The following is a 24,625-nucleotide window of genomic DNA, read 5'->3' as shown; positions in this document are numbered from 1 at the left end:
ACGCAGCGTGCCGATGATCCGGCGCGCCTTCAGCGCGCGCCGCTGCCGATCACCAGAGTCACCGGCGCCTGGGCCGGCAGGCGCACGCGCACGGGCGCCGATTCCAGATCGCCGGCGCTGCGCTGGGCACTGCCGCTGGCCGAGACGCGGGCGATGAGTTCGACCTCGTGCAGTGCGGAGAGCTTCTGCGTGGGCATCGGGCTGTCCGCATCGCTCAGGCGGATCTCCAGCGGCAGCTGGCCGAGCGTGTGCTTCTGCACGGCCACCGGCATCGGCGGGCCATCCGGGATGCGCGCGATCACGAACACCGTGGCGTCGGCCGGCGGGCGTGCGGCGGCCGGAAGCGCGGGGTCCAGCGTCACCCGCACGCGCACCGCGTTGGCCTCGTCCGCGGCGGCAGGCGCGCTCGTCGGGGCGGTCAGCGGCGGCTGGCCGGCCTCGGCGCGGGCCGCGTTGATCTGCTCGCGCAGGCTGTTGGCCGTGGCGGTGTCGACCTGGGCCAGCAGCGGTTCCCAGGTGGCGGCGGCCTGCGCGGCGGCGCCGCGCTGGCGCTGGGCCACGCCGAGGAACCAGCGCGCGCGTTGCTGCGTCGGATCGATGCGCAGCGCATGTTCGAGCATCGTCACGGCCTGATCGTCCAGGCGCCGCTGCGGATCGGCCAGGCTGCGCGACTGAGCCGCCTCGACCAGCGCGTTGGCATCCTCGGGCAGCAGCGCCGCGGCGCGGGCGAAGGCCTCGCGCGCTTCGACGGCCTTGCCCTGCGCTGCCAGCGTGCGGCCCAGCAGCTGCCAGCCTTCGGCGGCCTGCGGATCGCGCCGCAGTTGCTCCTTGAGCAGGGCGATGGCGTCTTCCATCGTCGTCGGCGCCTGGCTGGCCTGCGGCGCCAGGGCGGCGGGCGTGCCGAGCAGCCGGTACAGCGCGAACGCGCATACGCCCAGAGCGACCACCAGCCCGGTGGCCAGCTTCGGCGCGCCGCGCCACAGCGGCCACAGTGCGCCGCCCAGCACCAGCAGGGTCAGCACGGCGGCGGCGATCACGAAACCGGTCATCACCACTCCTGCCCGTCGTCGGCCGGCGGCGGGCCGCTCGCGCTGCGTCGGCGCACCACGCGCACGACGATCAGCATGCCGACCACCAGCAGCAGCAAGGGCCCGAACCACAGCGGCCACGTGCTGCGTTCGACCTGCGGTCGATACAGTACGAACTCGCCATAGCGCGAGACCAGATAGGTCTTGATCTGCGCATCGCTCTGGCCGGCGTTCATCAGCTGCAGCACTTCGCGGCGCAGGTCGTGGGCGATCTGCGCATTGGAATCGGCCAGCGACTGGTTCTGGCACATCACGCAGCGCAGCTCGTGGGTGAGCGCGTTGAAGCGCGCCTCCTGCGCCGGATCGCGGAACTGCAGCGGCGTGGGATCGCTGACCTGGGCCCAGGCCAGCAGCGGCGCGGCCAGGGCGATCAGCATCAGGGCGCGCAGCAGCGCCTTCATCGCGCGCGCTCCGCGGCGGCCAGCGCCGGCAGCAGTTCGGTCTCGACGATGGCCTGGTCGAGCGGGCCGACATGCTTCCAGCGCACGATGCCGCCGGCGTCGACCAGGAAGGTCTCCGGCGCGCCGTAGATGCCCCAGTTCAGCGAGGCCTTGCCTTCCACGTCGCTGACCACGGCCTCGTACGGGTTGCCGAACTGCTGCAGCCAGCGCAGCGAATCGGCCGGGTCATCCTTCAACGCATAGCCGATCACGCGCACCTGGCCCGAGCGCGCCAGCGCGCTGACGGTGGGGTGTTCGACCCGGCACTCCGGGCACCAGCTGCCCCAGACGTTGAGCACATAGGGCCGGCCGCGCAGCGTGTCCAGATCCAGGGTGCTGCCCGGCGCGTGCAGCAGCGGCAGCACCGTGGCCGGCGCGGGGCGGCCGATCAGCGCCGAGGGCAAGGCCTGGCGGTCGGGGCGGTCGGAGCGCTGCACGGCCACCAGCAGCAGCGCGAACAGCGCGGCCAGGCACAGCGCGCCGATGATCAGCGCCCCACGCGAGACGCCGCGACGCTCGGCGGGCATGCTCATGGCGTGGCCTCCGGACGGCGACGGAAGCGGCGATCGCTGGCGCTGACCAGCCCCCCCAAGGCCATCAACACCGCGCCGGCCCAGATCCAGCGCACCATCGGCTTGACCTGGATGCGCACCGCCCAGGCGCCGTTGCCCAGCGGTTCGCCCAGCGCCACGTAGACATCGCCGAGCACGCCCGGGCGCACGGCCGATTCGGTCATGACCTGACCGCCGCTGGCGTAGGCGCGCTTCTCCGGATGCAGGGTCTGCAGCGGCGTATCGCGCCGGGTCAGCTGCAGCGTGCCGCGGTCGGCGACGTAGTTGGGGCCGCGGCTTTCCTGCACGCCTTCGAAGGTGAAGCCGTAGTGGCCGACCTCGACCGTCTGGCCGGGCCGCAGCGCCACTTCGCGCTGCACGTTGAGTGCCTCGACCAGCAGCGCGCCGACCAGGAAGACCGCGATGCCCAGATGCGCCAGGCTCATGCCGAGCATCTCGGCGGTCAGGCGCCCCTGCGCGCGCAGCCGCTGCCAGACGAAGCGCAGCGTGCCGGCGGCCACCCACAGCGCCCCGGCGATGCCGGCGGCGGTCTTCCACTGGCCCTGCGGCGCGATGAAGTACGCGATGCCGCCGCCGATCAGCGCCAGCACCGCCCACGGCGCCAGCAGCGCGGCCACGCGCGAGGCCTGCTCGCGCTGCCATTTGAACAGCGGCCCGAACGGCAGCAGCAGCACCAGCGGCGCCATCAGCAGCAGGAACAGCAGGCTGAAGTAGGGTGGGCCGACCGAGATCTTGCCCAGGTCCAGCGCATCGGCCAGCAGCGGATACAGCGTGCCCAGCGCGACCATCGCGCAGGCGCAGGCCAGCAGCACGTTGTTGGCCAGTAGCAAGGTCTCGCGCGAGCTGGCCGCGAACGGCTTGCCGTCGCCCATCTGCGGCGCGCGCAGCGCGTACAGCAACAGCGAACCGCCGACCACGATGCCAAGGAACACCAGCACGAACAGCCCGCGCGTGGGATCGGCCGCGAACGCATGCACGCTGGTCAGCACGCCCGAGCGCACCAGGAAGGTCCCCAGCAGCGACAGCGAGAACGCGGCGATGGCCAACAGCAGCGTCCAGCCGCGGAAGGACCCGCGCTTCTCGGTCACTGCCTGTGAATGAATCAGCGCCGCGCCGGCCAGCCAGGGCATGAAGCTGGCGTTCTCCACCGGGTCCCAGAACCACCAGCCGCCCCAGCCCAGCTCCGAATACGCCCACCAGCTGCCCAGCGCGATGCCGCCGGTCAGAAACGCCCAGGCCACGTTGGTCCACGGCCGCGTCCAGCGCAGCCAGCGCGCATCCAGCGTGCCGTCCAGCAGCGCGGCCACGGCGAAGGCGAAGGGCACCGCGAAGCCCACATAGCCCATGTAGAGCATCGGCGGATGGATGATCATCCCCGGGTCCTGCAGCAGCGGATTGAGATCGCGCCCCTCGCCGGGCGAGGGCAGCAGCCGCACGAAGGGATCGGAGGTGAACAGCAGGAAGGACAGGAAGCCCACCGCCACCACGCCCATCACCGCCAGCACGCGCGCCACCACCACCTGCGGCAGGTGCGCGGAGAAGCAGGCCACCGCCGCGCTCCAGCCGGCCAGCACCAGCGCCCACAGCAGCAGCGAGCCCTCGTGCGAGCCCCACACGGCGGTGTAGCGATAGACCAGCGGCAGCAGCGAATTGGAGTTCTCGGCCACGTAGCGCACCGAGAAGTCCTGCTGCACGAACGCGGCGGTCAGCGCCGCGAACGCGACGAACACCGCGGCCAGCTGCGCGATCGCCGCCGGCCGCGCGATCGCCATCCACGCCACGCGCCCGCGCTGCGCACCCAGCGCCGGCAGCACCGCCTGCACGAGGGCCACCAGCAGCGCGAGGATGAGGGCGAACTGGCCGAGCTCAGGAAGCATGGTGAAGCCGGGACCGGGGACCGGGGACCCGGAACCGTGAAAAAGAGAAAGGCGAAAGCTCGGTGCAGCCTGGACGCGACGACGCGCGCAACGATGATCGGTGAGGGCGCGCAGCCGCTTCAGACCTTGGGGTGCCGCTTTCCCGGGTCCCGGGTCCCCGGTCCCCGATGCCGCCCCTGCCAGACCTCACTGCTTCACCTGATGCTTCTGATGCGCCTTGCCCATCTTGTCGGCGACTTCCTTGGGCATGTAGGTCTCATCGTGCTTGGCCAGCACCTCGGTGGCGACGAACTGGCCCCCCTGCATCGAGCCGGTGGCGACCACGGCCTGATCCTCGCGGAACAGGTCGGGCAGGATGCCGGTATAGACCACCGGCAGCTGCGCATCGCCGTCGGTGACGCGGAAATGCGCCTCCATCGAGCCCTGCGCGCGCTGGAACGAGCCGCGCTCGACCATCCCTCCCAGGCGGAAGCGCGCATGGTCGCCGGCCTGGCCGGAGAGCACCTCGGCCGGGGTGAACAGATAGTTGGCATTGCGCGACAGCGCCGCGGCGACCAGCGCGGTGGCCAGGCCCGCGGCCACCAGCAGCGCGCAGACCAGCAGCAGACGGCGACGGCGGACCGGATTCATCGCGGCAGCTCGGTCTGCGCGGGCGCGGCCACGCGCCGGGCTTGGGCGCGGGCCTGGCGCTGGCGCGCGCTGCGCAGCAGCTGGCGCAGCTGCAGGCGCGGCAGCAGGAAGTCCCAGGCCAGCACGATCACGAACACCGCATAGGCGCCGATGACGTAGGGCAGATAGCTCACGGGCGCGCCTCCGCCAGCCGCAGCACCCAGTCCTTGCCGGCCTCGCGGCGCAGGTTGTCCAGGCGCGCGCGCTGCAGCAGCGAGCCGGCGAACCAGGCCTTGGTCGCCAGCACCATGATCCACAGCGGCGTGATCATGCTGGCGTCCATGTGCGAGGGGCCCATCAGGCTGATGGTCTGGCCCTGGTGCAGCGAGTTCCACCACACCACCGAATAGCGGATCACCGGCAGCAGCGCCACCCCGACGATGGCCAGCAGCCCGGCGGCGCGGGCGGCGGCGCGACGGTCCTCGATGGCGCCGTACAGGCCCATCACGCCCAGGTAGAGGAACAGCAGGATCAGCTCGGTGGTCAGGCGCGGGTCCCAGTCCCACCAGGTGCCCCACATCGGCTTGCCCCAGATCGAGCCGGTGGCCAGGGTGATGACGGTGAAGGCCGCGCCGATCGGCGCGCAGGCCATGGCCAGGATCTCGCACAGCTTGATGCGCCAGATCAGGGCGATGGCCGCATACAGCGCCATCAGCCCGAACACGAACAGGCTCATCCACGCGGCGGGCACGTGGATGTAGAGGATGCGGAAGCTGTCGCCCTGCTGGTAGTCGGCCGGCACCACGAACAAGGCCTGCCACAGCCCCACCAGCATGGCGACCAGGCCGATGCCGAAGCACCACGGCGCCCAGCGCGCGGCGAAGCGATCGAACACCGGCGGCGAACCGAGCCGATGGAACCACAGCACTAGCGCATTCTTCTGGGACATCGAGACTCGTGGGGCTTGCGGAAAGACGCCAGCTGGCACCCGTCGGGCGAAGGCAATGCCGAGGCCGCGCCAGGCAGGGTGGGCGGCGCGGCGGTGCCCGGATTGTCCACCAAAAGCAAGGACGGCCGCCACGCTGCGCCGCACACCGCGGCCGCCTCGGCCCGGGGACGCCCGGGCCGCGCGCGCCGGCTTACTTGACCGTCAGCGTGCCCTTCATCAGGGTCGAGTGGCCGGGGAAGCTGCAGAAGAACGAATACGGGCCGCCGCTGGCGATCTTGGCCACCGGGAAGCTGACCGAGGTGCTCTCGCCGCCGCCGATCAGCTTGCTGTGGGCGACCACGCGCGCGTCGCCGGCCTTGACGTAGTCCGCCGGCGCGCCGGCCTTCATGCCGTCGCTGTCGATGCCGGCCATGTCGGCCGTCTTGCCGATCACCACGTTGTGACCCATCACGGTCTTGGCCAGCTTGCCGGTGTGCTTGAGGTTGATGGTGAAGTTGGCGCAGCTCTTGGGCACATCGATGTTGGTCAGGCTGTACTTCATCATGTCGTTGCCTTCCAGGTCGGCCGAGCAGGTGGCGGCGCGCGCGCCGAAGGACGCACAGGACGCGGATGCGGCGAGGATGGCGGCGGCGATCAGGTAGGGACGCATGTTTCGAACTCCGGTGAGGGTTGGGACGTGGAAGCGGGCGAAGGCTTGGGGGCTGGACCGCGCGAGGCGCCGTGCAGGTGTGGGGCACAGGATCGCGCGATCACTGTAATGGGTGGAACTGGCCGATGGTCTGACAGTCGGGGCCGGAAAGGGAAGCGCCGCGGCGGGTGGGGCGCGCTCGGGCAGGTGGAAGCGAGGCCTACTCGGTGGCGATGCGCAGCGCCGCGGCCGCCGCCAGCGGCGCCAGCACGATGGCCAGCGCCAGGCCGGCCGCCAGCATCAGCAGGGCGAAGCCCGGGTCCAGCCCTTCCGCGGCCCGGGCCACCGCGCCGGCGCCGAACACCAGCACCGGCACGTACAGCGGCAGCGCCAGCAGGGCCAGCAGCACCCCGGCCCGGCGCATGCCCACGGTCAGCGCGGCCACCACCGCGCCGAGCAGGCTCAGCAGCGGCGTGCCCAGGGCCAGCGAGGCCATCAGCACCGGCAGCAGCGGGCGCGGCAGGTACAGCAGTTCGGCCAGCAGCGGGGTGGCGATCAGCACCGGGCCGGCGGTCGCCAGCCAGTGCGCCAGCACCCGCACCGCCACCAGCCAGGCCAGCGGCACCGGCGCCAGGATCCACTGCTCCAGCGAGCCGTCCTCGGCATCGCCGCGGAACAGGCTGTCCAGGGTCAGCAGCCCGGCCAGCAGCGCGGCCAGCCACAGCACCGCCGCCGCGACCCGCGCCAGCAGCTGCGGGTTGGCGCCCAGCGCCAGGGCGAACAGCACCACCACCAGCAGCGCGAACAGGGCCGGCTGCAGGGCGTCGCCGCGCCGGCGCCACAGCAGGCGCAGGTCGCGGCGCAGCAGCGCGGCGGCGGTGCCGGGCAGGGTGGGCGGACTCACGCGGCGACCTGCTCGCGCCCGGCGAGCAGCAGCTGCCGGGTGCGCACCGGCGGGGCGGCGTAGGCGCCGTGGGTGGTGACCAGGGCCGCGCCGCCCTGCGCCAGATGCGCCGAGATCATCCGGTTGACCAGGGTGATGCCGTCCAGGTCGAGGTTGGCGTAGGGCTCGTCGAGCAGCCATAAGGGCGCCGGGGAGAGCCACAGCCGGGCCAGCGACAGGCGCTTCTTCTGCCCGGCCGACAGCTGCCGGGCCAGGGTGTCCTCGTAGCCGGCCAGGCCGGTGGCGGCCATCGCCTGGGCCGGGCTGAGCGTGGCGCGGCGGCCGTGCAGGCCGCACAGGAACTCCAGGTTCTCCAGCGCGCCCAGGTCGCCCTTCAGCGCCGGCAGGTGCCCCAGGTAGGCCATCGCCAGCGAACGCGCGTGCGCATCGGCGCTGCGCCCTTCCAGCGCGATGGTCCCGGCGTCGGCGCGCAGCAGGCCGGCCAGCACGCGCAGCAGCGTGGTCTTGCCGGCGCCGTTGCCGCCCTGGACCAGCAGCGCCTCGCCGGCGTCGAGCTGGAACGCCAGCGGCCCGAATACCGGCTCCTCGTTGCGGCTGAAGGCCAGCGCCTGGACGGACAGCAGGGGCGGGCGCGGGGCATCGGACGTCATCGGCCGCATTCTAGGGGAGGTCGTCGATCGCGGCCTGCCGGGGAACTTGGGACCGTGGGGCGCGCGCGCCGCTCAGCCCGTCCAGTCGGTGAACATGTCGTCGGGCGCATCGTGCGGGCGCGGGGCCTGCATGCGCAGGCGCACCGGTTCGCCGGCCAGCCAGTACAGCGTGCCGGCCTGGCCGAAGTCGCGCGCCAGCGCGTCGGCCTGGTCCCAGCCCACGTCCAGCACCAGCCAGCCGTGCTCGACCGCGCCGCCCTGCGCATTGCAGCCCAGGGCGCGGTGGATGCTCAGGCTGGTCTCGCGCAGGCGCTGTTCCAGGACCTGGGCGGCCTCCAGGTTGCGCGCCTCGCCGGCCGGGCAGGAGCGCGGATTCCAGGCGGTGACGAACTGGTAGCTGCGCGCGCCGAGCTGGCGCTCCACGTCGGCGGCCGACTGGCCGACCTGGAACAGCCATTCCTTGCGCCCCACCACCACGAAGTAGTGCGCGGCGGCATACAGCCGGGCCAGGTCGCCCAGCGCCGGTGGTGTCTGTTCCAGTTCCCCGTCCATGGCGCGGATCATGGGCACGGCGCGGCGCCGGCGCCAGTCAGACCAAGGTCGTGGGGGCCCCGGCCCGGGCCGGGTCACCGGCGTGCCCGACGCCATTGCGTACACTTGCGGCCCCCACCGACCGCCCTCTTCCGGACCGATGCAGCCGCAGACCAAGTTGCCCCGCGTGGGCACCACCATCTTCACCGTGATGTCGCAGCTGGCCGCCGAGCACGGCGCGGTCAACCTCGGCCAGGGCTTCCCTGATTTCCCGGTCCCGCAGCGGCTGGTGGACGAGCTGGACCGCGCCATGCGCGCCGGCCACAACCAGTACCCGCCGATGACCGGCGTGGCGCCGCTGCGCCAGGCCATCGCCGCCAAGGTGCTGCGCTGCTACGGCGCCCAGGTGAACGCGGACACCGAGATCACCGTGACCAGCGGCGCCACCGAGGCGCTGTTCAACGCCATCCACGCGGTGGTGCGCCCGGGCGAGGAGGTGATCGTGCTCGACCCGGCCTACGACAGCTACGAGCCGGCGATCGAACTGGCCGGCGCGCGCGCCGTGCACGTGGCGCTGGACCCGCAGACCTTCGCGGTGGACTGGGACCAGGTGCGCGCGGCGATCACGCCGGCCACGCGCCTGATCATGGTCAACAGCCCGCACAACCCCTCCGGCGCCATGTTCGGCAAGGCCGACCTGCAGGCCTTGAGCGACCTGCTGGAAGGCACCGACATCTTCCTGGTGTCCGACGAGGTCTACGAGCACATCGTCTTCGACGGCCGCGTGCATGAGTCCGTGCTGCGCTGGCCGCAGCTGGCGCGGCGCGCCTTCGTGGTGTCCAGCTTCGGCAAGACCTACCACTGCACCGGCTGGAAGATCGGCTACGCCATCGCCCCGCCGGCGCTGACCGCCGAGTTCCGCAAGGTCCACCAGTACAACACCTTCACCAGCTTCGCCCCGGCCCAGCACGCCTTCGCCGCGATGCTGCAGGCCGAGCCGGAACACGATGAGCAGCTCGGCGCGTTCTACCAGGCCAAGCGCGACCGTTTCCGCGAGCAGCTGCTGGGCACCCGGCTCAAGCCGCTGCCGGTGCCGGGCGGGTATTTCCAGCTGGTGGACTATTCGGCGGTCAGCGACCTGCCGGACATCGAGTTCGTGAAATGGCTGACGATCGAGCACGGCGTCACCGCGATCCCGCTGTCGCCGTTCTACGAGACCCCGCCGGCCGGCCAGCGCCTGGCGCGGCTGTGCTTCGCCAAGAACGCCGCCACGCTGGATGCGGCGATCGAGCGGCTGGTGAAGCTCTGAGGGCAGGGACGGCGCACTCGTCGTCTCCGTTCTTCCAGAAGTGTGGAGACGGCTCCTCCCCTTTCGCGAAGCGAAGGGGGAGGTTGGGAGGGGGTGCTTTTTGCTTTTGCCTTTGCTTTGGCCTTCCCCGCGAAGAGCGACCCCTCCCCAGCCCTCCCCTTGGCCTGCGGCCAAAGGGAGGGGGCAAAGGCGGGCGCCGCCTCGGGAACGCCTCAACCATCGTTCCCGAGCAGGTGGAAACCCAGGGGCTTTCGGGCAAGCGTCCCGGACGCTGGATTCTCGCGTTCGCGGGAATGACGGGGGAGGAATTCTTGAACGGTGAGGCATCGAAGCGGTCGACGCGTGATCGCGTCGTCCGGGTTGAGCGTAATCTTCAGGTCCAGACTCCCAAGCCCCCGTTCCGAAGAGCACGCCCATGCAAGACCTCCGCATTGCCCTGGTCCAGGGCGCGACCCGCTGGCACGACCCGGCCGGCAACCGCAGCTACTACGGCGAGCTGATCGCGCCGGCGGCCGGCAAGGCCGACCTGGTGATCCTGCCGGAGACCTTCACCAGCGGCTTCTCCAACGACGCCATCGATCGCGCCGAAGGCATGGACGGGCCGACCGTGGCCTGGATCGTCGAGCAGGCGCGGCAGCTCGACGCGGCGGTCACCGGCAGCGTGCAGCTGCGCACCGAGGAGGGCGTGTTCAACCGCCTGCTGTGGGCCACGCCCGATGGCGGGCTGTCCTGGTACGACAAGCGCCACCTGTTCCGCTATGCCGGCGAGCATCAGCGCTATGCGCCGGGCCGCGATCGCCTGAGCGTGGAATGGAAGGGCTGGCGGATCAATCCGCAGGTCTGCTACGACCTGCGCTTCCCGGTGTTCTGCCGCAACCGCTTCGATGTCGAGCGCCCGGGGCAGCTGGACTTCGACCTGCAGCTGTTCGTCGCCAACTGGCCCTCGCCGCGCCGCTATGCGTGGCAGACGCTGCTGCGCGCGCGGGCGATCGAGAACCTGTGCGTGGTGGCCGCGGTCAACCGCGTCGGCACCGACGGCAACAACCTCAGCTACGCCGGCGACAGCGTGGTGCTCGATGCCCTGGGCCAGCCGCTGGCCGAGGCCGACGCCGCCGAGGGGCTGACCTACGCCGCGGTCTCGGCGCAGGCGCTGTTGGCGCACCGTGCGCATTTCCCGGCGATGCTCGACGCGGACCGCTTCGAGCTGGCTTGAGGTGTGGGTTGTCCTTCGCCTGCGGGCAGTTCGGTAGATCGAAGCGACAACCCAGCGCGCGTTGCCTTGCCCGCAAGCGCGGTTCGATTTCATCGCCCGACCGCGTAAGGAGATCCACTTCTGCACGCGTCCGCATCCTGAGTTCGGGTAGGAGCGGCGACCTGCCAGGTTTGAGGCACAACCCCGAACCGGGTTGATCCAAGTCAAGGCGGCCCGCGCGCCGGGCCGCGACCATGGGCGCATGTATCCCGCCCTTCCCGAATCCGGCGACTGGTCCTTCGACGCCGACCTGCTGCGGCGCTACGGCGTCAATGGCCCGCGCTACACCTCCTATCCCAGTGCGCTGCAGTTCGATGCGGCGTTCGGGCCGACGCAGTTCGCCGAGCAGGCGCGGCAGAGCAACGTGGGCCACTACTCGCGGCAGCTCTCGCTGTACGTGCACGTGCCGTTCTGCGCCAGTCCGTGCTTCTACTGCGGCTGCAACCGGGTGATCACGCGCAGCCCGCTGGCCGGCGATCGCTACGTGCGCCACCTGGAGCGCGAGATCGCGCAGGTGGCGGCGCTGTTCGAGCCCGACCGCGAGGTGGTGCAGCTGCACTTCGGCGGCGGCACGCCCAACTTCCTCGACGCGGCGCAGCTGACGCGCGTGGTGGACGGCCTGCGCCGCCATTTCCGCTTCAGCCAGGCGCCCGACCGCGACATCTCCATCGAGCTGGACCCGCGCACCACCACGCCGGCGCATCTGGCCGCGCTGGGCGCCTGCGGCTTCACCCGCGCCAGCCTGGGCGTGCAGGACTTCTCGCCCGGCGTGCAGCACGCGATCAACCGCGTGCAGAGTTTCGAGCAGACCTATGCGGTGGTCGCCGGCTGCCGCGCCCACGGCATCGGGTCGATCAATCTGGACCTGGTCTACGGCCTGCCGCACCAGACCTTGGAGGGCTTCGCCCGCACGCTGGACCAGACCCTGGAACTGCGTCCGGATCGGCTGGCGGTGTACGGCTATGCGCACATGCCCGCGCTGTTCCGCGCGCAGCGGCAGATCGACGAGGACGCGCTGCCCGATGCCGAAGGCCGGCTGGCGCTGCTGGAACTGGCGGTGCGCAGGCTGCGCGCGGCCGGTTACGAATACATCGGCCTGGACCACTTCGCCCTGCCCAGCGATGCGCTGTCGGTGGCGCTGCGCTGCGGCAGCCTGCACCGCAACTTCATGGGCTATACCACCCATGCGCAGACCGATCTGCTGGGCTTCGGCGTCAGCGCCATCAGCCATGTCGGCGACAGCTACAGCCAGAATCCGCGCGAGCTGCCGGCCTGGGAGGCGGCGCTGGATGCGGGCCGGCTGCCGACGATGCGCGGCGTGCTGCTGGACGAGGACGACGCCATCCGCGCCGATGTGATCCAGCGGCTGATGTGTGGCGGGCGGGTGGAGGCAGAACAGGTCGAGCGCGCCTGGAGCATCCGCTTCGACGACTACTTCCGCGACGAGATCGATGCGCTGGCGCCGCTGGTGCGCGACGGCCTGGTGCAGGTCGCACCCGAGGCCATCCAGGTCACCGCGCGCGGGCGCGGTCTGCTGCGCCTGGTGGCGATGCGCTTCGACCGCTACCTGGCCCAGGGTGGCCTGGAGGGGCGGCACTCGCGCGCGGTGTGAGGCCGGGCAGGGCGGTCTTCAACGCCGCCCGCACCGTTGTCCAGCGGCAACCTGCGCGCGACGTAATTCAGGTCGCTTCGGACGGCGCGCGCGTCACCACGAAGCACTTCTGCACGATGCCCGCCGGTTCCCGATAGGTGCGGAACCCCATGGCCTCGTAGTAGCGCAGGCCCGCGGGATTGTCGGCGCCGATGTAGGCATCGATCTTCTCCAGCCCTGCCGCGATGGCCGCCTGCCGGCTGGCTGCGAACAGCGCCTTGCCGATCCCGAGCCGATGCGCCCGGGGGCTGATATGCGTGCCGATGATGCCCCAGCCCTCAGGGACGTCGTACGGATTGCCCGCCGTGGCCCGGATCAGCGACTGGAAGCCGAGCACGCGCCCCTGCGCGTCCTGCGCGAGGCTGCACTGGAGGCGCGCCGGGTGCTGGATGTAGCGGGCCAGCACCGTCTCCCGGTCGCTCGGACGCTCGCGGTCGGTGACGGCGATGATCTGCCGCAGCACCGCGCTCATGGCCTCGGCGTCCTCGACGCGCGCAGGCCGGATGCGCACCGGATCGGTCACGGCGTGAAGCTGAGCTCGAAGGACACGAAGAACGGTGCGCGCGGCGGGGCCAGCAGCACGCGTCCGCGCAGGAAGCGGTCCAGGCAGATCGCCAGCGGCGTATCGCCCTTGCGCCAGGTGCGGGCTATGCCGCCGCGCGCATCCAGCCGGGCGACGATCACGAACGGGGTGGTGTCGGCCTTCGGCGAGGCGCAGGCGGCGACGCCGCGTTCGAGCGTGTCCTGCTGCGCCGCGCGCATGGCCTGGCTCAGAGCGGGCGGCAGCGAGGCCTCGTCGCGATCGGCCTGGGCCTTGGCCTGGGCGATGTCGGCGGGGTTCCAGCCCTCGCTGCCCGGCGCCGGGGTCTGCGCCAGGGCGGGCAGGCACAGCAGGCAGGCCAGCAGGGCGGCGGTGCGGACGATGGTGGGTTGCATGGAAAACTCCTCGAGCCAGGCGATCAACGATAGCCGGCGGCCTGCAGCTCGAACAGCTCTGCGTAGCGACCGCCCTCGGCCAGCAGGCTCTCGTGGGTGCCGACCGCCTCGATCCGGCCCAGGTGCAGCACCAGGATGCGGTCGGCCATGCGCACCGAGGAGAAGCGATGCGAGATCAGCACCGCGGTGCGCTGCTCGGACAGTTCGCGGAAGCGCTGGAACACCTCGAACTCGCTGCGCGCATCCAGCGCGGCGGTGGGCTCGTCCAGGATCATCACCTGCGCCTGGCGCATGTAGGCCCGGGCGATGGCGATCTTCTGCCACTGGCCGCCGGACAGGTCCACGCCGGTCTTGAAGCGCCGCCCGATCAGCTGCTCGTAGCCGCCCGGCAGGCCTTCGATCACCTGGTCGGCCAGCGCGCTGTGCGCGGCGGCGCGGATGCGCGGGGCATCGTCCATCGCCTCGATCCGGCCCACGCCGATGTTCTCGCTGGCGGTGAGGTAGTAGCGCACGAAGTCCTGGAAGATCACCCCGACATTGGCGCGCAGTTCGTCCAGGTCGTACTCGCGCAGGTCGCGCCCGTCCAGCAGGATGCGGCCCTCGTCCGGGTCGTATAGCCGCGCCAGCAGCTTGACCAGGGTGGTCTTGCCCGCGCCGTTCTCACCGACCAGGGCCAGCACCTCGCCGACCTTTAGTTCGAAATCCAGATGCCGCACCGCCCAGTGCTGCGCGTCCGGGTAGCGGAAGCCGACGTTCTCGAACACGAAGCCCTGACGGATCGGCTGCGGGAACGGCACCGGCTCGGCCGGCGAGGTGATCTCCGGCTGGATGGCGAAGAAGGAGAACAGATCGTCCAGGTACAGCGCCTGGCCTGCGACCTGCGAGAAGCCCACCAGCAGGCCCTCCAGCAGCTGGCGCAGGCGCAGGAAGCTGCCGGCCAGGAAGGTCAGGTCGCCGATCGAGAAATCGCCCTTGACCGTGCGCCAGGCGATGTAGGCATAGGCCGCGTAGTAGCCCAGCGACCCCAGCGCCGCCAGCGCCGTGCCCCACAGGGCGCGCCGACGCGCCAGCGCGCGGTTGGCGGCGAACAGGCTCTGCGCCAGGCTACGGTAGCGTTCGATCAGGAAGCGGTGGAGGTTGAAGATCTTCACCTCCTTGGCGGTCTCGACGCTGGCGCCGGTCTGGCGCACGTATTCGAGCTGGCGGCGCTCGGGCGTCCACTGGAAGTTGAGCGAATAGCCCACCGCGTTGAAGTGCGACTCGCCGACGAAGGCCGGCACCAGCGCCACCACCAGCAGCGCGATCAGCCATGGCGCATAGGCCAGCAGGCCGATGGCGAAGCTGATCACGGTGACGGTGTCCTGGACCTGGCCGAACAGCTGGCTGAGCAGGTTCATGCGGCCCATGGTCTGGCGCCGCGCGCGATCCAGCTTGTCCTGCAGCTCGGGGTCTTCGAAGTCCTCCAGATCCAGCGTGGCCGCGTGCTCCATCAGCCGGATGCTGGTGGCGTTGGTGAACAGCTCGGAGAGCAGCGTGTCGGCGTAGCTGATCGCCCGGCCTAGCAGGTCCGAGCCGATCGCCAGGACGAATTCCAGCGCCAGCAGTTCCATCAGCCGGGTGAGCCGGCCGCTGGACAGCGCATCGGCCAGCGAATCCAGCGGAATGCCCGCGCCGACCAGGCGCACGGCCTCGTCGATGATCAGCTTGCCCACGTACAGCGCGGCGATCGGCAGCAGCGCCTTGATCAGACGCAGGCCCAGGCTGCCCACGGTCAGCCACGGACTGGTCGCCCAGACCATGCGCAGGAAGGGCGGCACGTTGCGCATCGCGGCGAAGCGCTCGCGCAGGCTGGGGCGGGGGCTGGGCGAGACGGAGGCGGCAGGCGGCATGGCGCCATTGTGGCGCCGTGGCGATCACGACGACGAGAACCCCGCAAACGCCGACACCCCGGCGCGAGGGCCGGGGTGTCGGGATGCAGCGCGCCGCGATGGCGGATGGATCAGTGGTGCGCGCCGCCCGGGCCGTGCACGTGGCCGTGGCTGAGTTCCTCGGCCGTGGGCTCGCGCACGTCGGTGACCTCGACCGCGAAGTGCAGGGTCTTGCCGGCCAGCGGATGGTTGCCGTCGACGGTGACCTCGTCCGGGCCGACCTGGACCACGGTCACCACCAGCGGGCCGTGCTCGCCATGGGCCTCGAACTGCATGCCCGGGATGATGTTGGCGCCGGTCGGGAACGCGCCCAGCGGCACCACCTGCTGCAGCTGCTCGTGGCGCGGGCCGTAGCCCAGCTCGGGCGGCACGTCGACCTGGACCTTGTCGCCGACCTGCTTGCCGGTGAGCGCGCTCTCCAGGCCCGGCACGATGTTGCTGGCGCCATGCAGATAGCTCAGCGGCGTATCCGGCGCGGACTGGTCGATGACGCTGCCGTCGTCGCCGGTGAGGGTGTAGTGGATCGTGGCCACGCGGCCATCCTGGATTTCCATGAAAAACATCCGTGAACGGGTGAGGGGAGCACGTCGGTGGCTTCACGACGCGAAGGAGAAGGACACGCCACTACCCTAGGCAAAAGCCGGCGCTGACACAACCGCAGCCCGTTCATTTATGCATGTCGACCGGATAGACCGTGGCGATGCCGCAGCCGCCCGCGCGCAGCGGCTGCGCGAAGCCTTGCGGGCGCGCATCGCCCAGCACCACATCGCCGGGATTGCCGCAGATCATGCCCAGGTCCAGACCCGAGCGGAACGCGAGCGCCGGACTGCGCTGCAGCATCGGACAGCTGCCGGTGAGCTCGACCCGATACCAGCGATGCCCGCCCGGATGACGGCGCGAGACCTCCACCAGCAACCCGTCCGGATCGCTCGACCAGGACCGCAGGTAGCGCGGCGCGAAGCAATAGCTCGGCGAGCCTCGGAAGCCGGCGCCGCGCTGCGGGCCGATCACCTTGACCGTATCGAGCGTGGCCATGGCGTCCCGATCGGCCTGCTGCATCAGCCGCGCATAGGCCTTGGCGTCCAGCGGCTCGACGGCGGCGACCGCACAGCGTCGCCCGTCGACCTGCACATAGGCCGGTGCGCCGTTGCAGATCCAACCCTCAGCGCCGAACAGGCGCGCGTCGGCCGCGGCATCCACGCCGGGGCAGTCGGACTGCAGCCCGAGCCGGTAGGGCCGGCCGTCGTGCGCGACGATGGCCAGCGTGCGTGCATCGACCTGACGCACCTCGGTCATTCGGCGCGCATTCAGGCAGTCAGGCGCCGGTGGCATGCGTGCGACCTCGGCAGCGTGCGCGGCGCAGAAAGGCAGGCTCAGCAGCCACGCCAGCAGGGTCGGGCGCATTGCATCGGTCCTTCATGGACGCGTAAGAGGCGGGCGCCGCCGTTTTACCTCATTGCGCGGCAGGGGCCAATGCGGCGCGGCGCGCGCGGTAGACCGCCTCGGTCTGCGGCTTGATGAACAGCGCCACCAGCTCCGGATAGCGTGCCTTGACCGCCGCCTCGATGCGGGTCACGCAGGCCTCGATCTGCTCGGTCGTGCGCGTGTCCTCGAACTCGGCGCTGAGCGTGGCCAGCACCTGGTTGGGCCCCATCTGGATGGTGGTCACGCCGTTTGCGTTGCCCACCTCGGGGTCGGCGTTGGCGATCTCCAGGATGCTCTTGCCGATGCCGGGCTGGGCCGGCTCGCCGATCAGCAGGCCCTTGGTCTCACGCGCCAGCATGAAGGCGGCCACCGCCAGTACCGCGGCGATGCACAGCGAGGCCACCCCGTCGAGCACGGGCATGTCCAGCACCTGCGCGGCGACCAGGCCCACCAGCGCGAAGCCCAGCCCCAGCAGCGCGGCGCTGTCTTCCAGCAGCACGGTGAAGGTGGACGGATCCTTGCTGCGGCGGAAGGCTTCGAAATAGCCCAGCTCGCCCTTGGTCGCGCGGAACTCGCGCAGCGCCACCCACCACGAGCCGCCCTCGAACAGCATCGACACACCCAGCACGATGTAGCTCACCAGATGGTTGCTGGCCGGCTCGGGCTGGCGGATATGCGCGATGCCTTCGTAGGCCGACACGCCGGCGCCGGCGGCGAACACCAGCAGCGCCACGATGAAGCTCCAGAAGTACAGCTCGCGCCCGTAGCCGAACGGGTGGGTGGGATCGGCCTGCTTCTCCGCGCGGTGCAGGCCGTAGAGCAGCAGCACCTCGTTGATGGTGTCCACCAGCGAGTGCACGCCCTCGCTGAGCATGGCCGAGCTGCCCGACAGCCACGCCGCGATGAACTTGGCCACGGCGATGGCCAGATTGCCGGCCAGCGCGGCATAGACGACAAGACGGGAGCCGGAGGGCTTGGCCATGGGCGGCGGTGCGATGCGGGTGGGGCTTGCATGTTGGTCATCTCCGCGTCCCCTGCGCGTGAGCGCACGAGTGCAGGGCGGCGTCTGGCAGGGGATGCGGGTGCGGGGGAGTGCGGCCCAGGTCGTACAATGGCGCTTTCTCCTTCTTTGCTGGTTCTGCGCCTCATGCCCACCGCCCCCGCCTGTCCGCAATGCACCCTGGACAACACCTACGTCGATGGTGCGCAGTGGATCTGTGCCGACTGCGGCTATGAGTGGTCGGCCGAGGCCGTCACCGCCGATCAGGCCTTGGTGGTGCGCGATGTCAACGGCAACGTGTTGGCCGCCGGCGACACGGTCACGGTGATCAAGGACCTCAAGGTCAAGGGTTCCAGCATCCCGCTCAAGCAGGGCACGGTGATCCGCAACATCCGCCTGGTCGAGGACGATGCCGAACACATCGAAGGACACTCGGACAAGATCAAGGGCCTGGTGCTGAAGACCTGCTTCCTGCGCAAGGCCTGAGCGCGCGTTCGCACGTTGCGTGCCTGGCGCGCTCGGCAAGGCACCGCTGCGGAACCCCCTCCACCGTCGTTCCCGCGAAAGCGGGAACCCATGGACGTTCGCGCGGAAGCCTCATAAGGCGCTGGATGGTTAGACATGCGTCTGCCGAGAAGCACTTCCCGCGTTGGCGGAAAAGACCGAGTTCTTCGGGGAACGATGGATTCATCGATCTCTCGAGGCGCGATGCGCGAGGCGCAACCCGCCGACGCATTTGCCCGCCTCGCGCCGCAGCTACGAGAAGCACTCTTTTCCGGTTTCCAGCATCGCAAAAAACAACAGGCCGCTTGCGCGGCCTGTCGGATCATCCGGGATGCTGCCCGTCAGGTGCCGTCTTCGGGCACTTCCACCTTGGTCAGCACGCGGGTGTTGCCGAGTTTCTCGATGCGGCCGCCGGCCTTGCGGAAGGCGGCCAGGTCGGCCTGGATGCGCTCGTGGGTCAGCGGCGCGCTCTTGTCGGAGGCGCGGGGCTTGCTGGCGGCGATCTTGGAACTGGTGCGGGGCATGAAGCTCTCCTTCGTCGTGGAGCGGCGGGGGCGCTGCGACCCGCCCTCGTGGCGAGAGGATCGGCCGCAGTGCGCGGGTGCAGGTGTCGAATCCGATATGCGGCCAGTCGCCGGTCAAGGCAAGGTGAGCCGCAGGGGGACAGGCCGAAGCCGGACAGGGACTGCGTCGGGAGGGCCGGGAGCGGGGCGTACCCGGCCGGTCGCAGGCGCCGGTGGGCGGGGAAGCACAGTCCGGTGCGTGCGATTCGTGGAACACGGGTAGTGTACCACACTTTGTGTTCCACGGCTCTGGCGCCGCCTGAAGGCCTGCGGCGGCTTGGCAGCGCGATGATGGCCGGGTAGCGTGGCGCGCCCCCTCTGCGATGAGCATTCACGATGATCCAGCGTTTCGATACCGGTCCGCGCATGTCCGAGATGACCGTGCACAACGGCGTGGCCTACTTGGCCGGGCAGATCGCAGAGGGCGGCGGCGACATCGCCGCGCAGACCGGCGAAGTGCTGGCCGCCATCGACGCGCTGTTGGCGCGCGCCGGCACCGACAAGTCCAAGATCCTGCGCGCCGAGATCTTCATGGCCGACCTGGCCGAGTTCGCCGGCATGAACGCGGTCTGGGAAACCTGGGTCGTGCCCGGCCACACGCCGGCCCGCGCCACCGTGCAGGCGCGGCTGGCCGATCCGGCGTGGAAGGTCGAGATCGTCGTCACCGCCGCGGTCTGAGGCATGCACGGCCTCGCGCCGGCAGCCGATCCTAAGACCTAGCCCACGATGCAGGACGACCTTTTCGCCCGACCGGCCGCGCCGCCGCCGAGCCTGTTCTTCGCGCTGCTGCCCGCGGCCGGCGACCAGGCGCCGCTGGAGGCGGCGCTGCAGGCGCATGCGCCGCGCTTCGAGGGCTTCAAGCCGATGCGCGCGGCCAAGCGCCACGTGACCCTGCTGTACCTGGGCGAACCGTTCGACGAGCAGATCCCCGGCCTGGTCGAGGGCGCACAGCGCGCGGTGGCCGGCGTGCAGGGGCAGGCCTTCGTGCTGAGCCTGGACCGGCTGGCGGTGTTCGGCCGCAACGCGGTGGTGCTGGCCGCCTCGCAGACGCCGCCGGCGCTGGCCGCGCTGGAATCGGCGCTGCGCGCGGCGGCCACGCGCCAGCGCATCGTGCTGGCCAAGTCGCCGCCGCTGCATCCGCATCTGACCCTGGGCCACAACGACGGCAAGCGCCTCGCGCCGGAAGCCTGCGCGCCGGTGCGTCTGGCCTTCGATGCCTTCGTGCTGCTGCGTGGCGGCCAGCGCGAGGCCTACGTCGAACTCGGCCGCTGGGTGCTGGGCTGATCAGCCCGCCGGCGCGCGCTGGCGCCGGGCCACCGCGATCCCGGTCAGCGCGGCCGCAGCCAGCACGCCGGCGGCGATCAGGAACGGTGTGCCGATGAAGGGCAGGGCCGCCTCGGGCCCCACCGACCGGGAATACACCCAGCCGAAGAACACTGGCGAGACCACGCCTGCGATCGCGCCGACGCTGTTGTTGGCGCCCTGCAGCTGACCCTGTTCGGACTCGGACACGCGCTGGGTCATCAGCGACTGGATGGTCGGCATCGCCAATCCCCACAGCGCGTTGGGCAGCATCGCGGCGACGAACAGCCAGCCGGTCGGCGCCAGCCCCATGCAGGCGATGCCCAGCGCGCCGAAGCACAGGCCGATGATCATCGTGCGGCGATCGCCGAAGCGGCGCACCGCCGGGCCGGTCAGCGTGCCCTGCACCAACATGTCCAGGGCCCCGACCATGGCCAGCAGCAGACCCACCTGCCAGGCGCCCCAGCCGTAGCGGTCGGCCGCGTACAGCACGAACACCGCCGAGAACACGTGGTGGGCGAAGTACAGCAGGAAATTCACCACCGCCAGGCCGGTCAGCTCCTGGTGCGAGCGCAGCAGGCGCAGCGCGCCCAGCGGATTGGCGCGCGACCAGGAGAAGGCCATGCGCTTTTCCGGCGCCAGCGATTCGGGCAGCACGAACGCGCCGTAGGCGAAGGCCAGCGTGCTCATCGCCGCCGCCGCCCAGAACGGCGCGCGCGGCGACCATTCGCCCAGCACGCCGCCCAGCAGCGGGCCGGCGACGAAGCCGGCGCTGAAGGCCGCGCCGATCAGGCCGTAGCCGCGCGCGCGGTTCTCCGGCGTGGTGATGTCGGCCATGTAGGCATAGACGGTGGTGAAGCTGGCCGTGGTGATGCCCGAGACGATGCGCCCGGCCGCCAGCCACCACAGGTTGGGCGCCAGGGCCATCAGCAGGTAGTCGATCGCCAGGCCCGCGGTGGACAGCAGGATCACCGGACGGCGGCCGTAGCGGTCCGACAGCGAGCCCACGATCGGCGAGACGCGGAACTGCATCAGCGCCCACAGCGCCACGAACACGCCATTGATCAGCCCGGCGCGCGCATTGGAGCCGGAGAACTGCTCGATCAGATGCGGCAGCACCGGGATGATGATGCCCATGGCCACGATGTCGAGCATCGCGGTGACCAGGATGAAGGCGACGGCGGCCTTGCCGGCACGGAAGGCGGGAAGCGGCATCGGGAAGGCTCGCGTGGTGCGCCGCGGGGCGGAAGGACGGGCGGCGGGCGGCGCGATGGTAACCCGCCGAGATGGCCGCGGTGCCACGCGGGCTATGCGCTGGGGGGGCTTCCTGCGCGCTGGGACTTTTCCCACGCAGGGGCGCGGCGCCCGGCGATGGTGCGCCGCACCCGCTCGACGCACGCTGACGCCAAGGACTCAGGCAGGACGCCAGCCGATGCAATGGACGCAGGCCACGACCAACGCGCGCGCAGGATGGAGCCGATGCGCGGCCGCACTCGGCCGCATGCCCGTGCCGGCCTTCGGCGGCGGCGTGGCGATCTGCATGCTGCTGGGCGTCTGTACCTGTCTGCTGCTGCCGGTCCTGCCGGCGCGCGGCTGGCTGCTCGCGGCCCTGGCGCTCGGTGTGGCCTGCTGGGCGCGGGGTGGGGCGGGACGGCTGGCGGGTTCATTGCTGTTCGGCGTCGGCTGGGCCGGTCTGCAGGCCGGCTGGGCGCTGTCGGCGCAGCTGCCGGCGCGCGCCCAGGCGCGCGACTGGCGGATCGAAGGCCGCGTGATCGGCCTGCCGCAGGTCGAGGCCCGGCGCACGCGCTTCGACTTCCTGGCCGACGGCTGTCCGGCCGGTCCCGAGGTGCCGTGTGGCCGGCGCCTGCAGCTGGCCTGGTACGACGAGACCGACGCCATCGCGCCGGGCCCGCGCGCCCGTCTGCAGGCCGGGCAGCGCTGGCAGCTGCTGGTGCGGTTACGCGCGCCGCGCGGGCTGGTCAATCCCGGCGGGTTCGATAGCGAGCGCTACGCGCTGGCGCGGCGCGTGGCGGCCACCGGCTATGTGCGTGCTGCACCGTTGGCGCACGCGCTGGGGCCGCCGGCCGGGATCGACGCATGGCGCGCGCGGATGGCGGCGCGCATCGCCGCGCACGCCCCGGTCGGGGCGCAGCGCTTCGTGCGCGCCCTGGCGCTGGGCGATACCGGCGGCCTGGACGATGCCGACTGGGCCACGCTGCGCGCCGCCGGGCTGACCCATCTGATCGCGATCTCCGGCTTCCACGTCGGGCTGGTCGCCGGCTTCGGCGCGCTGCTCGCGTCAGGCCTGTGGCGCCTGCTGCCGCGCCTGGGCCGGTGGCTGCCGCGGCAGGTGGCGGCCGGCGTGGCGGCCACGCTGTTCGCCTGCGGCTACGCGCTGCTGTCCGGCGGCGCGCTGCCGACAGTGCGCACGGTGCTGATGATCGCCGTGGTGGCGCTGGCGCGCTGCGGTCGGCGGCCCGCAGGGGCGGTGGCCGCGCTGGCGTTGGCGACGCTGGCGGTGCTGCTGGTCGATCCGCTGGCGCCGCTGGTGGCGGGCTTCTGGCTGAGCTTCGCCGGCGTGGCCTGGCTGGTGTGGTGCCTGCCCACGCATGGCCTGCCGGCTTGGCGGGCGTTCCTCTCGGCGCAGGGCGTGGCCACGCTGGGGCTGCTGCCGCTGACCGTGGCTCTGTTCGGTCAGGCCTCGCTGGTCGGGCCGCTGGCCAACCTGCTGGCGATCCCGTGGTGGAGCCTGGTGGTGGTGCCGGCCTGCCTGCTCGGTGTGGCCGCCGAGACCCTGCACACCGGCTGGGGCACCCCGGCCTGGTGGCTGGCCGGGCAGGCGTTCGAACCGAGCTGGCGGCTGTTCGCCTGGCTGGCGCAGGGCCGCTTCGCGCTGTGGTGGCTGCCGGAAGGCGCGTGGTTCGCGCTGCCCCTGGCGGTGCTGGGCGCGTTCTGGCTGCTGCTGCCGCGCGGCGTGCCCGGCAAGCCGCTGGCGGCGCTGCTGTGGCTGCCACTACTGCTGCCCGACCTGGACCTGCCGCGCGAAGGCGAGGCCACCGTGACCACGCTCGATGTCGGCCAGGGCCTGTCGGTGCTGGTGCGCACGCGCGGCCATGCGCTGCTGTTCGATACCGGGCCGGCGGTGGCCGACGGCTTCGATGCCGGCGAGCGCGTGGTGGTGCCTGCGCTGCACGCGCTGGGCGTGCACCGACTGGACCGGATCATGGTCAGCCACGGCGACGCCGACCACGCCGGCGGCCTGGACGCGGTGCGACGCCAGATGCCAGCGCTGGAAGTGCTGGGGCCGGCCGGCGCGCCGATTCCGCTGCAGACCGCCTGCCGCGCGGGACAGGCCTGGGCCTGGGACGGGGTGCGCTTCGAGGTGCTGCATCCCGCGCGCGGCTTTCCCTACCTGCGCAACGAATCCAGCTGCGTGCTGCGCGTGGATACCGCGCACGGCGCGGTCCTGCTCACCGGCGACATCGGCCAGGTGATCGAACGCGGGCTGCTGCGCACGCGGCCGGCGGCGCTGAAGGCGCAGGTGGTCCTGGTGGCCCATCACGGCAGCAGCGAGTCGTCGGACCCGGGCTTCGTCCGGGCCACGGGCGCGCGCCTGGCGCTGGTCTCGGCCGGTGCGGACAACCGTTTCGGCCATCCGCAGCGGCAGGTGGTGCGGCGCTGGCAAGCGGAGGGTGCGGAAGTGCTGAACACCGCCGACAGCGGTGCGCTGAGCGTCTGGCTGCGCGCGGAAGGGCTGTCGGTGCGCGAGCGTCGGCGCTGGCGCGCGCGCCTGTGGGACGCGGTCCGGGCGCGCGAGGCGTCTGGGCTATCCTATCGGTCTGTTCTCACACGGCCGGCTGCGCCGTAAGGATTCAACGTGCTGGAACTGGTCAAGGCGGGCGGCTGGCCCATGATCCCGCTGCTGCTGCTCGCCGTGCTGGCCCTGGCCATCGTGGTGGAACGCTTCTGGAGCCTGCGCCGCAAGGAGATCCTGCCGCCGGGCCTGGGCGAGGAGGTGCGCCGCTGGGCGACCTCGTCCCATCTGGAGGCCTCGCACATCGAATCGCTGCGCCGCACCTCGCCGCTGGGCGCGCTGCTGGCCGCCGCCCTCGACGTGCGCCACCGCTCGCGCGATGTGATCCGCGAGCGCATCGAGGACACCGGCCGCCACCTGGTCCATCGCATGGAGCGCTACCTCAACACGCTGGGCACCATCGCCGCGGCCGGCCCGCTGCTGGGCCTGCTGGGCACGGTGGTGGGCATGATCCAGATGTTCTTGGGCATCCTCGACCACGGCCTGGGCGATGTGAACCAGCTGGCCGGCGGCATCGGCAAGGCGCTGGTGTGCACCGCCACCGGCATGCTGGTGGCGATTCCGGCGCTGATCTTTCATCGCTATTTCCGCGGCCGCATCGCCGGCTACGTGATCGAGATGGAGCAGCAGGCCATGGCCCTGTCCGATGCGCTGGAAGCGCCGCACGCCGCCGCGCGCGTCGACTGAAGGCCG

General features: G+C 71.4%; 26 protein-coding genes and 1 pseudogene. 8 read left to right on the top strand and 19 right to left on the bottom strand.

All coding sequences use genetic code 11. The annotated features are described in order from the left end of the window. Nucleotides 1–29: 29 nt before the first annotated feature. The 11 genes from ACFJIT_RS08505 to ACFJIT_RS08455 all read right to left on the bottom strand — a co-directional run bounded on the left by ACFJIT_RS08505 (nt 30) and on the right by ACFJIT_RS08455 (nt 8,269). Nucleotides 30–1,049 (bottom strand): tetratricopeptide repeat protein, encoded by a 1,020-nt coding sequence (locus ACFJIT_RS08505; RefSeq protein WP_379655575.1) that lies wholly within the window; start codon nt 1,047–1,049, stop codon nt 30–32. Further along, nucleotides 1,049–1,480, bottom strand: a complete 432-nt coding sequence (locus ACFJIT_RS08500) for a cytochrome c-type biogenesis protein (protein WP_379655742.1) — start codon at nt 1,478–1,480, stop codon at nt 1,049–1,051. Before ACFJIT_RS08500 ends, ACFJIT_RS08505 begins: the two co-directional genes overlap by 1 nt. A gap of 5 nt (nt 1,481–1,485) precedes the next feature. Then, nucleotides 1,486–2,061: a DsbE family thiol:disulfide interchange protein gene (locus tag ACFJIT_RS08495; protein ID WP_379655574.1), complete on the bottom strand. Its 576-nt coding sequence runs from the start codon at nt 2,059–2,061 to the stop codon at nt 1,486–1,488. Continuing rightward, nucleotides 2,058–3,977: a heme lyase CcmF/NrfE family subunit gene (locus tag ACFJIT_RS08490; RefSeq protein WP_286577415.1), complete on the bottom strand. Its 1,920-nt coding sequence runs from the start codon at nt 3,975–3,977 to the stop codon at nt 2,058–2,060. The genes ACFJIT_RS08495 and ACFJIT_RS08490 overlap by 4 nt, the downstream gene beginning before the upstream one ends. A gap of 186 nt (nt 3,978–4,163) precedes the next feature. Beyond that, nucleotides 4,164–4,607, bottom strand: a complete 444-nt coding sequence (ccmE, locus tag ACFJIT_RS08485; RefSeq protein ID WP_379655573.1) for a cytochrome c maturation protein CcmE — start codon at nt 4,605–4,607, stop codon at nt 4,164–4,166. Beyond that, nucleotides 4,604–4,780, bottom strand: coding sequence for a heme exporter protein CcmD (ccmD, locus tag ACFJIT_RS08480; protein WP_130522326.1), 177 nt, complete (start codon nt 4,778–4,780; stop codon nt 4,604–4,606). The genes ccmE and ccmD overlap by 4 nt, the downstream gene beginning before the upstream one ends. After that, entirely contained in the window at nt 4,777–5,535 is a 759-nt protein-coding gene (gene ccmC / locus ACFJIT_RS08475; RefSeq protein ID WP_130522327.1) for a heme ABC transporter permease CcmC, read from the bottom strand. The genes ccmD and ccmC overlap by 4 nt, the downstream gene beginning before the upstream one ends. Nucleotides 5,536–5,725: 190 nt before the next feature. Continuing rightward, nucleotides 5,726–6,184: an azurin gene (gene azu / locus ACFJIT_RS08470; protein WP_286577417.1), complete on the bottom strand. Its 459-nt coding sequence runs from the start codon at nt 6,182–6,184 to the stop codon at nt 5,726–5,728. Nucleotides 6,185–6,383: 199 nt separating this feature from the next. Continuing rightward, the gene (ccmB, locus tag ACFJIT_RS08465; RefSeq protein WP_337052273.1) at nt 6,384–7,067 is read right to left on the bottom strand and encodes a heme exporter protein CcmB; all 684 of its coding nucleotides are present in this window, start codon (nt 7,065–7,067) and stop codon (nt 6,384–6,386) included. Further along, nucleotides 7,064–7,717 carry a heme ABC exporter ATP-binding protein CcmA gene (gene ccmA, locus ACFJIT_RS08460; RefSeq protein ID WP_337052274.1) on the bottom strand — a complete coding sequence of 218 codons (654 nt, stop codon included), beginning with the start codon at nt 7,715–7,717 and terminating at the stop codon, nt 7,064–7,066. Before ccmA ends, ccmB begins: the two co-directional genes overlap by 4 nt. Nucleotides 7,718–7,789: 72 nt before the next feature. After that, nucleotides 7,790–8,269 (bottom strand): DUF3293 domain-containing protein, encoded by a 480-nt coding sequence (locus tag ACFJIT_RS08455; RefSeq protein ID WP_340648001.1) that lies wholly within the window; start codon nt 8,267–8,269, stop codon nt 7,790–7,792. A 139-nt stretch (nt 8,270–8,408) separates the two neighbouring features. Here ACFJIT_RS08455 and ACFJIT_RS08450 point away from each other — a divergent pair, with 139 nt between their 5' ends. The 3 genes from ACFJIT_RS08450 (at nt 8,409) to hemN (ending at nt 12,421) form a co-directional block, all read left to right on the top strand. Further along, nucleotides 8,409–9,557 carry a pyridoxal phosphate-dependent aminotransferase gene (locus ACFJIT_RS08450; RefSeq protein ID WP_337052275.1) on the top strand — a complete coding sequence of 383 codons (1,149 nt, stop codon included), beginning with the start codon at nt 8,409–8,411 and terminating at the stop codon, nt 9,555–9,557. Nucleotides 9,558–9,972: 415 nt separating this feature from the next. Next, nucleotides 9,973–10,770, top strand: coding sequence for an amidohydrolase (locus ACFJIT_RS08445; protein WP_130519524.1), 798 nt, complete (start codon nt 9,973–9,975; stop codon nt 10,768–10,770). 241 nt (nt 10,771–11,011) lie between these two features. Further along, complete coding sequence (hemN, locus tag ACFJIT_RS08440) at nt 11,012–12,421, top strand: oxygen-independent coproporphyrinogen III oxidase (protein ID WP_337052277.1); 1,410 nt, start codon at nt 11,012–11,014, stop codon at nt 12,419–12,421. Nucleotides 12,422–12,488: 67 nt separating this feature from the next. Here the strand turns inward: hemN and ACFJIT_RS08435 are convergent, their stop codons facing one another. From ACFJIT_RS08435 to ACFJIT_RS08410, 6 genes are all read right to left on the bottom strand, one after another. After that, nucleotides 12,489–12,983, bottom strand: a complete 495-nt coding sequence (locus ACFJIT_RS08435) for a GNAT family N-acetyltransferase (protein ID WP_337052278.1) — start codon at nt 12,981–12,983, stop codon at nt 12,489–12,491. Beyond that, complete coding sequence (locus ACFJIT_RS08430) at nt 12,980–13,396, bottom strand: hypothetical protein (protein WP_235871755.1); 417 nt, start codon at nt 13,394–13,396, stop codon at nt 12,980–12,982. The genes ACFJIT_RS08435 and ACFJIT_RS08430 overlap by 4 nt, the downstream gene beginning before the upstream one ends. Before the next feature lie 23 nt (nt 13,397–13,419). Then, complete coding sequence (locus ACFJIT_RS08425; protein ID WP_337052280.1) at nt 13,420–15,285, bottom strand: ABC transporter ATP-binding protein; 1,866 nt, start codon at nt 15,283–15,285, stop codon at nt 13,420–13,422. A gap of 110 nt (nt 15,286–15,395) precedes the next feature. Further along, complete coding sequence (locus tag ACFJIT_RS08420) at nt 15,396–15,878, bottom strand: peptidylprolyl isomerase (RefSeq protein ID WP_130519530.1); 483 nt, start codon at nt 15,876–15,878, stop codon at nt 15,396–15,398. 112 nt (nt 15,879–15,990) lie between these two features. After that, complete coding sequence (locus tag ACFJIT_RS08415) at nt 15,991–16,728, bottom strand: DUF6491 family protein (protein WP_337052281.1); 738 nt, start codon at nt 16,726–16,728, stop codon at nt 15,991–15,993. A gap of 49 nt (nt 16,729–16,777) precedes the next feature. Next, complete coding sequence (locus ACFJIT_RS08410) at nt 16,778–17,731, bottom strand: cation diffusion facilitator family transporter (protein ID WP_130519534.1); 954 nt, start codon at nt 17,729–17,731, stop codon at nt 16,778–16,780. Nucleotides 17,732–17,896: 165 nt separating this feature from the next. Between ACFJIT_RS08410 and ACFJIT_RS08405 the strand changes: the two genes are divergently transcribed. Next, the gene (locus ACFJIT_RS08405) at nt 17,897–18,235 is read left to right on the top strand and encodes a zinc ribbon domain-containing protein YjdM (protein ID WP_337052282.1); all 339 of its coding nucleotides are present in this window, start codon (nt 17,897–17,899) and stop codon (nt 18,233–18,235) included. 359 nt (nt 18,236–18,594) lie between these two features. Here ACFJIT_RS08405 and ACFJIT_RS08400 read toward each other — a convergent pair whose 3' ends face one another. Then, the gene (locus tag ACFJIT_RS08400; RefSeq protein ID WP_130519540.1) at nt 18,595–18,777 is read right to left on the bottom strand and encodes a hypothetical protein; all 183 of its coding nucleotides are present in this window, start codon (nt 18,775–18,777) and stop codon (nt 18,595–18,597) included. A 375-nt stretch (nt 18,778–19,152) separates the two neighbouring features. On the opposite strand from ACFJIT_RS08400, the gene ACFJIT_RS08395 reads away from it, so the two are divergent. Together ACFJIT_RS08395 and ACFJIT_RS08390 are read left to right on the top strand one after the other, a co-directional pair. Beyond that, complete coding sequence (locus tag ACFJIT_RS08395; RefSeq protein WP_130531080.1) at nt 19,153–19,494, top strand: RidA family protein; 342 nt, start codon at nt 19,153–19,155, stop codon at nt 19,492–19,494. 48 nt (nt 19,495–19,542) lie between these two features. Continuing rightward, nucleotides 19,543–20,100, top strand: coding sequence for a 2'-5' RNA ligase family protein (locus tag ACFJIT_RS08390; RefSeq protein ID WP_337052283.1), 558 nt, complete (start codon nt 19,543–19,545; stop codon nt 20,098–20,100). On the opposite strand, the gene ACFJIT_RS08385 is transcribed toward ACFJIT_RS08390, so the two are convergent. Beyond that, nucleotides 20,101–21,333: a TCR/Tet family MFS transporter gene (locus ACFJIT_RS08385; RefSeq protein WP_379655572.1), complete on the bottom strand. Its 1,233-nt coding sequence runs from the start codon at nt 21,331–21,333 to the stop codon at nt 20,101–20,103. A 286-nt stretch (nt 21,334–21,619) separates the two neighbouring features. On the opposite strand from ACFJIT_RS08385, the pseudogene ACFJIT_RS08380 reads away from it, so the two are divergent. Both ACFJIT_RS08380 and ACFJIT_RS08375 read left to right on the top strand, forming a co-directional pair. Beyond that, a pseudogene (locus tag ACFJIT_RS08380) lies at nt 21,620–24,102 on the top strand (DNA internalization-related competence protein ComEC/Rec2); the annotation flags it as partial. After that, complete coding sequence (locus ACFJIT_RS08375; RefSeq protein WP_130519548.1) at nt 23,996–24,619, top strand: MotA/TolQ/ExbB proton channel family protein; 624 nt, start codon at nt 23,996–23,998, stop codon at nt 24,617–24,619. The pseudogene ACFJIT_RS08380 and the gene ACFJIT_RS08375, both read left to right, overlap by 107 nt. Nucleotides 24,620–24,625: the final 6 nt, after the last annotated feature.

The organism is Pseudoxanthomonas sp. UC19_8 (genome assembly GCF_042700505.1).
In the GTDB taxonomy this organism is placed as follows: domain Bacteria; phylum Pseudomonadota; class Gammaproteobacteria; order Xanthomonadales; family Xanthomonadaceae; genus Pseudoxanthomonas_A; species Pseudoxanthomonas_A winnipegensis.
This window is presented reverse-complemented; position numbering and strand designations above follow the sequence as displayed.